We start from the raw sequence: 12,357 nt of genomic DNA, 5'->3' as shown, positions 1-12,357 counted from the left end.
ATAGCACTATAAGGGTAGCAGTTATCATTTAAGAATAATAAATTAGAACCTTTTAGTCTTCATACTCCATTCATAATGTCCTCGAACACCATTCTCCAACCTAGATATGAATTTAATCATACCACTATCAAAAGGCTCATTACTGATAAAGACTTTATTTTTAAGTTCAATGAATGTATTAATTTCTATGTTTAACATTTCCTTTGCTCTATCTAAAGCTGTCTCTATTGAACAATTTTCTTGTTTTTGCAGAATGATAACCAAATTATGAATTTCATCATTCTCAAATTCTTTTTTAAAAGATAATAAATCATTTGTCCAATTTACTATTTTATTGATAGAGTTAATTAAATCTCTCAGTAAAATACTACGACTAGAAGCAGGAATAAAACTTCTACCTCCTCTTTCTATTAGATCAAAACAGACAAAAACACTTCCACTATGCATCCTATGATTGACGTACTCTTCTAGAGTTGGTATGTACTTTTCTTTTTCATTTTTAATTTCCCATTTAATAGAATTAAAACAATTTTGAATACTTTGAATAATTCTTTTTTTCCATTCATCAGGCATTCCTATACTAAGACGTTTCCACCAATCATGCCACGCATATAAAAAAGTATCATCATCATAAAATGCTCTTTCATTAAGAATTTCAATTATCTTTTTAGAATATATATCATATAACTTTTGATTGTTCAAATTGTCGCTATAATCATCCAATATACAAAACAATAAAAGATAATCAGAAGACAATCTTACACTGTCGTAAGAGTCATAAGGTTGAGAACGTCCTGCCAAGTATGAAATTTTTTGTCTTTCATATCTTTTTATGTTTGAATCATTCATTAAATTATTAATTTCAGCCCAATTAACTGTGTCTTCATGTACTTTTTTAACATAAGGATTGATAGAACTTTCGAAACATTCTTCTATTTTCGGTATGTTTTTTACTTCTAACATTTCGTCCTCCTAAAAATTATTTTCTTTTTTATGTATTTACCCTGTTTAAATTTTCAAAAAACGCAGTTAATAATCTTGTTTTTCTGTCTAAAAAAAGGTAAACAGAAAAATGCTTATCTCAACAGAATAATTAACAAAAAAATACCATTTACCTGTTTCCGCAGGGTAAACTATAAAGAGACTTGAACAATATTCCATTATTAAACAAACAGTTGGTTTAACTTTGTTCTTGTCTTTGTACAGAATCTCTTTGAATTAATTGCGTATATGCTTCTTCATAAAATGAAGTAATGTTTGGCCTAAAGCAGTTAGGATAACACCTTTCCCATCACATTTTGGGCATATTTTTTCTTCGTTCTTAATAGAAATATGACTTGTTCCATTACAATTAGGACAAACATGCTCTAAATCGTCTGTTGATATAATGACTGACATCTCTTTCACCTCAACTTATAGAATAATGATGTTTCTTGGCCAAACCTTAAATCTAATAAGATCCATAAACATACATTTTGTTAAATAAAATTTCTATTTGGCAATAAAGATATCATATTATAACATAATTAAAGTGCTCAATGTTTGAGTGACAAATTAATCTATTAAGGAGGCTTTAAGAGAGCTGCATCGTGCAAACCATTAATTGAGCGACCAACATAAAGCCCTGAACAATTAAGGAATCTCAATACACCACAATGATTAAGGATGTTTTTAGCGAAGTAATTAAATATTTATCATTTTTTGCTCCTCTATAAACTGCACCATTAGATTCTGCTCCGACATACGCTTCACAAAGTCTGTCAAATCAAGTGATGGAGATCTATTAAAGAGCATAAAAAAAGACGCTCATAAAATAGCGCCTTTTAAAAATGATGATAGAGTTTTGGAACTTCTAAAATGATGCCAAACCCTTGATACCCGACTGCATTCTAAAAGTTTTGATGGAGACGGTGGGAGTCGAACCCACGTCCAGAGACATCGATTACTTAAGCGTCTACGAGCGTAGTCAACATATTTCGTGTTCACTCATCCGCATGCCTGCTGACGGGCGCTTGGAGAGCTAGTCTGATGGATCTCTTCTTACGTCCTCAGACGGAAACGTAAGCGTAGCCTACTTCATTGGGCTCCTCACAGACACATAGGCGATGTCAGGAAGAGCTCGCTGCACTTATTAGGCAGCTAGTGCTAAGTTTTGGTTAAAACTTTTAGTTTTGCCAGTTACATTTAAGTGCGTGTTAACGAGATCGCCTCTCGGCTCGCAGCCTAAGCTCGAACCATCCCTGTCGAATCCGTAACGTCCCCTTGTAAAAGGGATATACGGGATGGAAACGTTCAGCTTAACTGCTTCCGTATATAACTATTATAACAATCTCTTCGCTTGAAACAACTGGTGGTTTCTGTAAGAAAAGCAATGATTGTTTACTGCATAACATATTGTAGCATAATGCTTCCGCTCTCAGCAAGACATCTGCATGAATCTAGAATTGCTTTTGGCGATCACGGAAAGCACGCTCGATTTCACGTTTTGCATCTTTTTTCTTCAGATCGTCACGTTTATCATATTTCTTTTTCCCTTTACCAATTCCGATCAGCACTTTGGCAAAGCCATTTTTTAAATAGAGTTTCAGAGGCACGAGTGAGTAGCCCTCTTCCTTTGTCGCACCAATCAATTTGCTGATTTGCTTGCGATGAAGCAGCAGCTTTCTCGTTCTCAGCGGATCATGGTTATAACGGTTCCCCTGCTCGTATGGGCTTACGTGCATGTTGTGAAGAAACACTTCTCCTCGCTCGATTTTGGCAAAGGAATCTTTTAAATTCACTTTTCCTGCACGAATCGATTTGATTTCAGTTCCTTGTAACACAAGGCCGGCTTCATACGTTTCTTCTATAAAATAGTCATGATTTGCTTTTTTGTTTTGGGAAACAACCTTTCCCTCTCCCTTTGGCATTGGCGTACACCCTCCTTTTGACACAAACACGGTCCAAATCGTACGGATTATTTTATCAAACAATCCAGCTTTCGACAATGCTGACGCCATGTGGTCAAAAAGCAAATAGAGCGTGATGCCCTATTTGCTTTTTGGCACGTTACTTTTTCTTTTTGCGCTTTTGTTTTGGAGCGTTATCAAATACGCGTTTTTTCTTTTTTTTCTTCTTACTGCCTGTGAACCAGTCACTTCCGCCTTTATCTTCCTTTGGTTTATCCCCAGAGGCATTTTGACCTCCGCGCCCTTTTTTCGCTGGTGAATCTGTCCGTTTTTTGAACTTGAAATCTTTTGGCGATTTACGGCGGGTGCCTTTCATGCCGACGATTTCAAAATCAATGGAGTGCTCATCTTTATTAACACTAACCACTTTGACAGTGATTTCGTCACCGATGCGATATACATTTCCTGTCCGCTCACCGATCATGGCAAAATGCTGTTCATCAAAACGATAATAGTCGTCTGTCATGTAGCTGACATGGACAAGACCTTCAATTGTATTCGGCAGTTCAACAAATAGCCCAAAGTTCGTCACGGAACTAATCATGCCATCAAACTCTTCACCGATTTTATCAAGCATAAATTCTGCCTTCTTGAGGTCATCTGTTTCACGCTCTGCATCGACTGAACGGCGCTCCATTGTAGACGCATGATCTGCGATTTCAGGCAGCAGCTGGCCCCACTTTTCTAGGGTTGCTTCGTCTGTCTTTTTCTGAATCAAATAGGTTCTGATCAGTCTATGCACGATTAAATCCGGATAACGGCGGATCGGTGATGTAAAGTGCGTATAGAATTCCGTTGATAACCCAAAATGGCCGATGCTTTCTGGATCATACTTCGCCTGTTTCATAGAACGAAGCATCACGGTTTGTATCACAACTTCTTCTGGTTGATCCCTCACAGCATCAAGTACACTTTGAAGTGCACGCGGGTGGATGTTTGTCGACGTTCCTTTCACAATGTAACCAAACGTTGTCACGAACTCTAAAAAGCGCTGAAGCTTCTCAGGATTTGGTTCTTCGTGAATTCGATATATGAAAGGTACATTCAACCAGTGGAAATGCTCTGCAACCGTTTCGTTTGCAACAAGCATGAATTCTTCAATTAATTTCTCTGCGACAGATCGCTCACGAATGACAACGTCTTTCGCCGCTCCTTCACCATCTACAAGCACTTTTGCTTCCTTGAAGTCAAAGTCTACTGCCCCGCGCTCCATCCGTTTGTCTCGAAGAATCTCTGCAAGCTTCTCCATCTCTTGGAACATTGGCACAAGCGGCTCATATTTGTCTAAAAGCTCTTCGTCTTGGTCGACTAAAATCTTATTCACATCAGAATAGGTCATTCTTTCCGTCGTTTTGATCACACTTTGGAAAATCTCATGTTTGACGACCTTCCCATTTCGATCGATGACCATTTCACAAGACAGTGTGAGACGATCGACCTTCGGATTCAATGAGCAAATACCGTTTGACAGGCGGTGCGGGATCATCGGAATGACGCGGTCTACGAGATACACACTCGTTCCACGCTCATAAGCTTCCTGATCAATCGGGGAGTTCTCTGTGACATAATGAGAGACATCTGCAATATGCACCCCTAGCTTATATTTGCCATCATCCAGCTTTTGCACCGTAACGGCATCATCTAAGTCCTTCGCATCTGCTCCGTCAATTGTTACAATTGTTTCGTTGCGCAAGTCACGTCTGCCTTCCAGGTCTTTTTCATCAATCGTTTCAGGTGTGTCTACTGCCTGCTGAAGCGCTTCTTCTGGGAACTCACCTGGCAGGCCGTGTTTATGAATGATCGATAAAATATCAATGCCAGGGTCATTTTTATGACCGAGGATTTCAGTCACTTCGCCCTCTGCACTCATTCTTCCTTCTGGGTAGCTTGTCAGCGTCACGACCACTTTATGCCCTTCGACCGCTCCATTTTTAGCGGATTTCGGGATGAAGATATCGGTTGTGATTTTTTTATCATCAGGAATGACAAAGCCAAAGCTTTTCGTTTCTGTGTAGGTACCGACAACCGTCTGAGTATTACGCTCCAGAATTCGGATGACAGTTCCTTCTTTTTTTGTTCCGTTTGATTTGTGGCTGACACGAACCATGACCGTATCACCATTCATCGCTGTGCCTAGCTCATTAGGCGGAATGAAAATATCATCCTGTCCAAACTCTTCTGGTGTCACAAATGCAAAACCTTTTGCATGAGCAGACAGCTTTCCTTTTACCAAGTTCATTTTTTCTGGTACACCGTAGCGATCGCTGCGCGTGCGAACGATGAGTCCTTGATCTTCCAGCATCACAAGTGCTTTGACGAGCTCTTTATAATCATCAGGATTGGTAATCTCCATCATCACTTCCAGCTCTTGAACGGTTAACGGTTTATAAGCTTCATCTTTCATAAAAGCGAGTAATTCATCCATAAATTCTTCTTTTTGCACACTCTAACCCCCTATATATTTAAATTGACCAATTAAGTGATTCTAAGAATGCATATACATCCTGATGAACCTTCTCACGCTCTTTATCAAGCGTGATCACATGGCCTGATTCTTCATACCATTTCAAATGCTTTTGATCTGTCTCTACTTCGTTATAAATGATATTCGCACTGTCTGTATTAATCATATGATCGTGACGTGCCTGAACAACAAAAGTAGGTGAATAAATCATGTCGACATTGTTTCTGACATCTGCAATCAGTTCTTGCAGGCTTTTGAGTGTATCCATTGGCGTTTTCTTGAACTCTTCCATTTCCTGTTCAATCTGCTCCTCTGACTTACCCTCGAATTTCTTATAGTTACGGGCATATTCTAGTACACCCTGGTACATGACTTCTTCACTTTTTATGTACATAGGTGCACACATAGGTACAATTCCCTTTACAGGTACAGTGTAACCTAATTTCAATGAAAAAACTCCTCCGAGGGATAGTCCGCAAACCGCAATTTCCTCATAGCCTTCATCTTTTAAGAATTGATAGCCTTCTTCTACATCTTTCCACCAGTCAGCCGGGCCAGATTGGACAAGCTCTTCTGGCGGCACACCGTGTCCTTTATATTGAGGTGCATGGCATGTATACCCTCTTTCGTTCAAATAACGGCCTAGCATTCGAACATCGGCTGTATTCCCAGTAAAACCGTGAAGAAGAAGCACCGCCTTTTCTCCACCTTTAAACGTAAATGGTTTCGGTGTAACAACTTTCATGATGTGACTTCCTTTCCTTCCGATATGGTTTATATTTTCCACTTGTATGTATGAAACAAACACAAAAGAGTGCTGATAATAAAAAAAGGTCTGAAAAAAGATCAGACCTTCTGTTACTCGCGCCTTACACGCCTAGATATGCCAATGCAAGTGTTAAGATGAAGAAAAGCACTGACAAAATAACCGTTAATCGGTGAAGTATCAAGTCAAGGCCTCTCGCTTTTTGCTTACCGAAAAGCTGCTCGGCTCCACCTGAAATAGCGCCTGACAGTCCAGCACTTTTACTTGATTGTAACAATACAACGATGATAAGTGCGATACTGACAATTACGAGTAATGTGATAACAAATGCGTGCATGAAAACACCTCCAGACAAACTGGTACACATAACTTTATTTTACATGAAAACAAGGTGCATGTCACGAAACATCAAAATAAAGATTCCCTCTATATTGTCGACTTTATTCGTTATTTTGATTCAATTTCATTCCAAAGAGTAGTATGCAGCATTTTTTATATGCAATTTTCGGTTAAAAATACGTTTTTAACGGGTTGCTTCTTCTTTCAATAGCTGTTTTAATTCTACTAACAAACGTTCAGCTCCTTCAGGACTCAGCATCACTTTCCCATTTCCATAGCTTTTATTGTACTTCGTCACTTTTCCAGTTAACAGGCAGCTCTTATCTGCATCATATTTTTTTAGCATAATGGTTTGATCTTCAATGAAAATTTCTAAGAGCTGCTCTTCTTTAATATTGAGTACCTTGCGCATTTCTGAAGGCAGAACAATTCTGCCTAGTGAATCAATATGTCTGACCATCCCAGTTCTTTTCAACGACATTGCCTCCTTGATCATTTCATTCATTGACTTTTGTCAATATCTTCATAGTAAAATAGATCTTCAAATTTTTTATCAAAGTAATGAATCATTTTGCCAATGACAAGCTGGCCTGGTTTCCGATGACCATTTAATACCCTGCTGAGTGTGGCAGGAGATATACCAATTTCATCAGCGAGCTGATTTAAAGACATATCGTTTTCGATCATATACTGCATGACAAAAGCCCGCCTGATCTGAATCTTTTGGACCATCATTACAACCTCCTATTGAATCAATATGTACAACGTGCAGGTGCTCACTTGAAACAGACCATTAACTTAAGTCAACACTTTTACCCCTCTGCTATTTCCTTTGGTCAATGATCATACTAAAATAAGTCATATACTGAAATGTGAGGTTCGATGTCATGAATCACTTTGGTGAACAATTACGCATTTTAAGAGAAAATAGAAAAATGTCTGTCAATCAACTCGCCATGTATTCAGGTGTAAGCGCTGCTGGTATTTCTCGTATTGAAAATGGAAAGCGCGGTGTGCCAAAACCTTTGACTATCAAAAAATTAGCACATGCCTTGAAGGTGCCTTATGAGGATTTAATGCTGCTTGCCGGTCATATTGAACAGGAGCAAGTTCATGAAATGAAACCAAAATATGAATCCATGTTGAAAATCTATCAAACGGCGCTTCAAAAGGATGTAGAACATCTTCCCATTTTTGATGGGGACAAATGGGAAAGGCTCTCCGCACAAGACATCAGCCAGCTGAATGAATACTTTCTCACGCTCATCAACCAAAAAAAGGCGAACAAATAGCGGGGCATAAACCTAATGTACATCCACTATTAACTAATGTCAATATTTTCATGGTATACTTGTTGCCAATAGTCAACAAATCAGGTAAAATAGACATATCTAATCTATAACCATGTGAGGTTTTGCCTTGATGAACTTTGGTGCATATTTAAGAGCATTACGTGAGGAAAAGAAGCTGTCAGTGAACCAATTAGCGATGTATTCAGAGGTCAGCGCTGCTGGTATTTCTCGTATTGAAAACGGGAAACGCGGTATTCCAAAGCCTCCTACGATTAAAAAACTAGCCGGTGCATTAAAGGTCCCTTATGAGGAAATGATGCAGGCTGCGGGCTATATTGAGGAAGCCTCTTCTGTCCATCAGTTGAAGGAAGAGGAAATGGCATTATCCAAAATAAAGGAAGCTGCAGCGCAATATGAACTGGGTGATCTCGAAATATTTGATGGAGACATTTGGTCAACTCTTTCGAAAAAAGAAATAGAGGATCTTAACCGCTATCTGTTATTTATGTTAAACAGCCGTTCGTCATCATAGATTGTTTTGAGCATTGACAAGCTTTTTGAGCTGATTTATGACAGATTTACGGTATAATGGGTTCAGATTGGAGTGAAGAAAGATGAATCAATCTGACATGTGCCCGCGGTTTGAAAAAGCAGTTGAGTTATTGAGTAAACGCTGGGTCGCACTGATTGTTTTTCAGCTTCTCTCAGGTCCGCAGCGCTTTAGTGAAATTGAGGCCGCTCTGACAAATTTAAGCGGAAGAGTATTATCTGAGAGATTAAAAGAGCTGGAAGCAGCAGGCATTGTAAAACGGGGGGTTTTTGCTGAAACACCTGTGCGCATTGAGTATTCTTTAACTGATATGGGGCGTTCCCTTGCACCCGTTTTTGAGGAAATTTCGAAGTGGTCCTCTGAATGGATCACGCTTGAATCATAAAATACCTGCATGTGAACCGCCTGATCATCATAAAACAACCTCCCTTACAGATGTAAGGGAGGTTTTGTCTTTTTAACCGCTTAAGCAGATGTGATGTTTTTTGCAGCTAATGCTTTTCTTTCTTTTTTCTTGTTAGTTGGGCTTAAATAGCGTTCGAGCCAGCCCATGACTAGGTCAGCGATAATGGCCATGAGCGCAGTTGGAATAGCACCTGCTAAAATGATGGCTGTTCCGTTTGTGGCGTTTGATCCTCTGATGATGATATCACCTAGACCTCCCGCACCAACAAATGTCCCAATCGCTGTAATGCCGATGGCGATGACAAGGGCGGTTCTTAAACCAGCCATAATGACCGATAAAGCAAGCGGTAATTCAACCATTCTCAGCACTTGCCATTTCGTCATGCCCATCGCTTTACCCGATTCTAAATAAGCATGTTCAATGCTGACAATCCCTGTATACGTGTTGCGGATGATCGGCAGAAGCGAATACAGAAAGAGTGATAAGATGACTGTATTTGCGCCAAGTCCTAATACAAGCATCAGCACGGAAAGCATCGCTAACGCCGGTATGGTTTGTATAACATTGGTAATGGCGAAGATCCAATTGCTCAGCTTACGGTAATGCGCCACAAAGATGCCTACTGGAATTCCGACAATCGCCGCAAACAGCACCCCATACGCTGACATGAGAAAATGCCGATAAAATTCTTCTAACACATATGAACCGTTCTGCTGATAATACGTCCATAATTGCTGCAGTGTGTCCATCAGCCGTGACACCTCCCCATCTTACTCAAAGTAATTGTGCTTTTTTAGGAAATTTTTCGCAACGGTGGCTGGTTCTTGAAGCTCCCCGTCGACTTGATAGTTCAGCTCTTGCATTTGCTCTGTATCGATTTTTCCGATCAGCCTGTTGATCACCTTATCAAGCCCTGGGTTCTCTTTTAGGACTTTTTCCGGGACAACTGGCGATGCATCATATGGCGGGAAAAACCGCTTATCATCTTTTAAAATTTTGAGGTCATAGGCTTTGATTCGTCCATCTGTTGAATAGGCAAGCACAATATCCATTTTTTCATTTTTTAATGCATCATAGACTAAACCAATCTGCATTGGATACGTGCTTCCAAATTCAATTCCGTATGTTTTCACGAATCCTTCATAACCGTCGCCTTTCTTTTTGAGCCAAATATTATCGACACCGAACCGGTAATTTTTCGCATTCTTTTTCAAGTCAGAGACGGTTTCTAACTTGTTTTCCTTCGCCATCTTTTGCGTCACGGCAAAGGCATACGTATTATCAAAGCCATAGGAATCAAACCATTTGTAATCATAGCGTTTCTTAAATTCTTTTTGGACGATCTCCATCGCACGCTCCGGGTCTTTTTCCGCATCCATTCCAAGCGTACTCGTCAAATCTGTCCCTGTATATCTTGTGGCAGAAATGTCGATATCTCCGTTTTCCATTGCTTTCTGCTGTACGGTATTAGAGCCTAGGTTTTTCACAATGGTTGTCTTTTTATCTGTGTAATGTTCGATGATATCGCTAACCATGTAGGCCATAATTTCTGATTCGGTAAAGTTTTGTGCTCCAATTCGCAGCGTATTGCCTGAGGAGCCGGCTAGTCCAGGTAGTGAACAGCCGCTTATCAATAGCAAGCATCCGGCAAGCAGTGCACTGATCCATCTTGTTTTTCGATTCTTCACATAAGCCAACTCCTTATGAAACTTCCTTCAATCCTTTTAAGCCTTCTGGTGTTACTTTTTTCTCCAGCTTCATCAATGAAAAGTCGATGATGACCGCTAAAATGGTGACTGGGATGGCACCTGCAATAATGTATTCCGGCTGGTATAGCTGAAGTCCAATCAAAATGTAGTCACCAAGACCTCCTCCACCGATAAAAGCAGCAAGTGTTGTCCAGCCAATTAAATAAATCGTTGACGTTCGGACACCTGCCATAATGATCGGTACAGCAAGCGGAAGTTCCACAAGACGAATTTGTTCCCATGTGGTCATGCCGATCCCTTTACCGGATTCAAGCAAGTTTTTGTTCACACCTTGGACGCCCGCATACGTATTTCTCAAAATAGGCAATACCGAATAGAAAAAGAGCGCAACGATTGCAGGTATTTTCCCCACCCCCAAAATAGGAATAAAAAATGCAAGAATCGCTAAACTAGGGAGTGTTTGAAAGATATTCACGACACCGATGACAAAACCTGCGCCTCGTTTCATTCGTGTGAGAACGACGCCTAAAGGAACGGCAACGATAATTCCTAGCACGACGGCAATTAAGGAAATATATAAATGCTCCCACATTTTTGTGAGGAGTTCCCCACCATTTTTCTCTAGAAAATCGATGATTTGATCCATGTGTCCACCTCCCTTAGTTCATTTCAATGGCAGACGCCGGCGTATCGTCTCCCCAAATAGAGTCGTACACAACATCTACAAGACTTGCCCGTGTTACAATGCCTTTTAAATGCCCTTTGGCATCCACAACCGGTACATATTTAATACCGCGTATTAAGATTTTCCGAACGGTGTCTCTTAGAAGTGCGCCTTCTTGTACAGTATAGAACTCTGTATTTAAGATCTCACCAACGAAAGCCGCTTTTCTGCGGTTCGCATCGATTGTTTCAATATCGATATAGCCTTTTAGCACATGATGTTCATCTACTACAAGCAAGGAATCGACCCGCTTTTCTCTCATGATGTAGATGGCATCAGTCAACGTTTGTTCGACTGTAATGGTGACTGGTGACGTGTTCATCATTTGTTCTACACGTTCCATATTCGGATTTGATTGAAGCAGGCGTTCTTTTCCGATGAATTCTTCTACGAACTCGTTGGCGGGGTTACGCAAAATATCTTCAGGTGTGCCTACTTGGACAATCTCTCCATCTTTTAAAATCACAATTCGGTCAGCGAGTTTAATGGCTTCATCCATGTCATGTGTGACGAATACGATGGTTTTATTTAACGTTTTTTGCAGTTTCTTAAATTCTTCCTGCAATGTATCTCGTGTAATTGGATCAAGTGCACCAAATGGTTCATCCATGAGGATCAGAGGGGGTTCTGCTGCCAGTGCGCGAAGAACTCCGATGCGCTGCTGCTGTCCTCCACTGAGTTCATGAGGATAGCGCTCTAAAAATTCCGGGCCCATGTCGACGAGCTTCAGCAGTTCGCGAGCTCGTTCTTTCCGTTTTTCTTCCGGCCATTTTAAGAGCTTCGGCACAAGTGAGATGTTTTGCGCGATGGTCATATGGGGGAACAGTCCAATTTGCTGAATCACATAACCGATTTCTCTTCTTAATTGAACTGGATCTTTTTTCATAATATTTTCTCCCTCGATGAAAATGTTTCCTGAGGAAGGTTCAATGAGTCGGTTGATCATCTTCATGGTTGTTGTCTTACCACAGCCACTCGGTCCAATAAAACAAATAAATTCTCCTTTTGCTATTTCTAAATCAATATTTTTGACAGCTTTTTTTCCGCCTTTATACGTCTTAGATACATTCTCTAGTTTCAGCAAATGAGACACCTCCAATTAGTTGGATCTATATATTCAGAAAATTTACACCTTATTCATTATAGTGCAAACTTTATA

At 40.1% G+C, this 12,357-nt stretch carries 15 protein-coding genes and 1 other RNA gene; 3 read left to right on the top strand and 13 right to left on the bottom strand.

Features of this window, described 5'->3' with window-relative positions; all coding sequences use genetic code 11:
• Nucleotides 1–42: 42 nt before the first annotated feature.
• The 9 genes from C6348_RS14305 to C6348_RS14265 form a co-directional block, all read right to left on the bottom strand.
• Nucleotides 43–963 carry a terpene synthase family protein gene (locus tag C6348_RS14305; RefSeq protein ID WP_106043576.1) on the bottom strand — a complete coding sequence of 307 codons (921 nt, stop codon included), beginning with the start codon at nucleotides 961–963 and terminating at the stop codon, nucleotides 43–45.
• Between the two features lie 255 nt (nucleotides 964–1,218).
• Nucleotides 1,219–1,398, bottom strand: a complete 180-nt coding sequence (locus tag C6348_RS14300) for a tryptophan RNA-binding attenuation protein (protein ID WP_080869546.1) — start codon at nucleotides 1,396–1,398, stop codon at nucleotides 1,219–1,221.
• 501 nt (nucleotides 1,399–1,899) lie between these two features.
• Nucleotides 1,900–2,262: a transfer-messenger RNA gene (gene ssrA / locus C6348_RS14295) on the bottom strand.
• Nucleotides 2,263–2,438: 176 nt separating this feature from the next.
• Complete coding sequence (gene smpB, locus C6348_RS14290) at nucleotides 2,439–2,909, bottom strand: SsrA-binding protein SmpB (protein WP_060597311.1); 471 nt, start codon at nucleotides 2,907–2,909, stop codon at nucleotides 2,439–2,441.
• Between the two features lie 139 nt (nucleotides 2,910–3,048).
• Nucleotides 3,049–5,391, bottom strand: coding sequence for a ribonuclease R (gene rnr, locus C6348_RS14285; RefSeq protein ID WP_106043575.1), 2,343 nt, complete (start codon nucleotides 5,389–5,391; stop codon nucleotides 3,049–3,051).
• A 19-nt stretch (nucleotides 5,392–5,410) separates the two neighbouring features.
• Nucleotides 5,411–6,157 (bottom strand): alpha/beta hydrolase, encoded by a 747-nt coding sequence (locus C6348_RS14280; RefSeq protein ID WP_060597313.1) that lies wholly within the window; start codon nucleotides 6,155–6,157, stop codon nucleotides 5,411–5,413.
• Between the two features lie 124 nt (nucleotides 6,158–6,281).
• The gene (gene secG / locus C6348_RS14275) at nucleotides 6,282–6,515 is read right to left on the bottom strand and encodes a preprotein translocase subunit SecG (RefSeq protein ID WP_003212746.1); all 234 of its coding nucleotides are present in this window, start codon (nucleotides 6,513–6,515) and stop codon (nucleotides 6,282–6,284) included.
• Nucleotides 6,516–6,701: 186 nt separating this feature from the next.
• Nucleotides 6,702–6,992 carry an AbrB/MazE/SpoVT family DNA-binding domain-containing protein gene (locus C6348_RS14270; RefSeq protein ID WP_106043574.1) on the bottom strand — a complete coding sequence of 97 codons (291 nt, stop codon included), beginning with the start codon at nucleotides 6,990–6,992 and terminating at the stop codon, nucleotides 6,702–6,704.
• A gap of 26 nt (nucleotides 6,993–7,018) precedes the next feature.
• Nucleotides 7,019–7,252, bottom strand: coding sequence for a helix-turn-helix domain-containing protein (locus C6348_RS14265; RefSeq protein WP_106043573.1), 234 nt, complete (start codon nucleotides 7,250–7,252; stop codon nucleotides 7,019–7,021).
• Between the two features lie 152 nt (nucleotides 7,253–7,404).
• Here C6348_RS14265 and C6348_RS14260 point away from each other — a divergent pair, with 152 nt between their 5' ends.
• The 3 genes from C6348_RS14260 to catR all read left to right on the top strand — a co-directional run bounded on the left by C6348_RS14260 (nucleotide 7,405) and on the right by catR (nucleotide 8,744).
• Nucleotides 7,405–7,809, top strand: coding sequence for a helix-turn-helix domain-containing protein (locus tag C6348_RS14260; RefSeq protein WP_034660010.1), 405 nt, complete (start codon nucleotides 7,405–7,407; stop codon nucleotides 7,807–7,809).
• Nucleotides 7,810–7,939: 130 nt separating this feature from the next.
• Complete coding sequence (locus C6348_RS14255) at nucleotides 7,940–8,341, top strand: helix-turn-helix domain-containing protein (RefSeq protein WP_034660012.1); 402 nt, start codon at nucleotides 7,940–7,942, stop codon at nucleotides 8,339–8,341.
• A gap of 82 nt (nucleotides 8,342–8,423) precedes the next feature.
• Nucleotides 8,424–8,744, top strand: a complete 321-nt coding sequence (gene catR, locus C6348_RS14250; protein WP_106043572.1) for a catDE operon transcriptional regulator CatR — start codon at nucleotides 8,424–8,426, stop codon at nucleotides 8,742–8,744.
• Between the two features lie 80 nt (nucleotides 8,745–8,824).
• Here the strand turns inward: catR and C6348_RS14245 are convergent, their stop codons facing one another.
• The 4 genes from C6348_RS14245 to C6348_RS14230 are packed head-to-tail and all read right to left on the bottom strand — an operon-like array spanning nucleotide 8,825 to nucleotide 12,282.
• A complete protein-coding gene (locus C6348_RS14245) occupies nucleotides 8,825–9,514 on the bottom strand; it encodes an ABC transporter permease (RefSeq protein WP_034660014.1) in 690 nt (229 codons plus the stop codon).
• Nucleotides 9,515–9,535: 21 nt separating this feature from the next.
• The gene (locus C6348_RS14240; protein ID WP_034660015.1) at nucleotides 9,536–10,453 is read right to left on the bottom strand and encodes an osmoprotectant ABC transporter substrate-binding protein; all 918 of its coding nucleotides are present in this window, start codon (nucleotides 10,451–10,453) and stop codon (nucleotides 9,536–9,538) included.
• A gap of 13 nt (nucleotides 10,454–10,466) precedes the next feature.
• Entirely contained in the window at nucleotides 10,467–11,120 is a 654-nt protein-coding gene (locus tag C6348_RS14235; RefSeq protein WP_060698329.1) for an ABC transporter permease, read from the bottom strand.
• A gap of 13 nt (nucleotides 11,121–11,133) precedes the next feature.
• Nucleotides 11,134–12,282 (bottom strand): betaine/proline/choline family ABC transporter ATP-binding protein, encoded by a 1,149-nt coding sequence (locus C6348_RS14230; protein WP_034660016.1) that lies wholly within the window; start codon nucleotides 12,280–12,282, stop codon nucleotides 11,134–11,136.
• Nucleotides 12,283–12,357 lie beyond the last annotated feature (75 nt).

The sequence above is a fragment of the Bacillus sp. YBWC18 genome (assembly GCF_002998775.1).
In the GTDB taxonomy this organism is placed as follows: Bacteria; Bacillota; Bacilli; order Bacillales; family Bacillaceae; genus Bacillus.
This window is presented reverse-complemented; position numbering and strand designations above follow the sequence as displayed.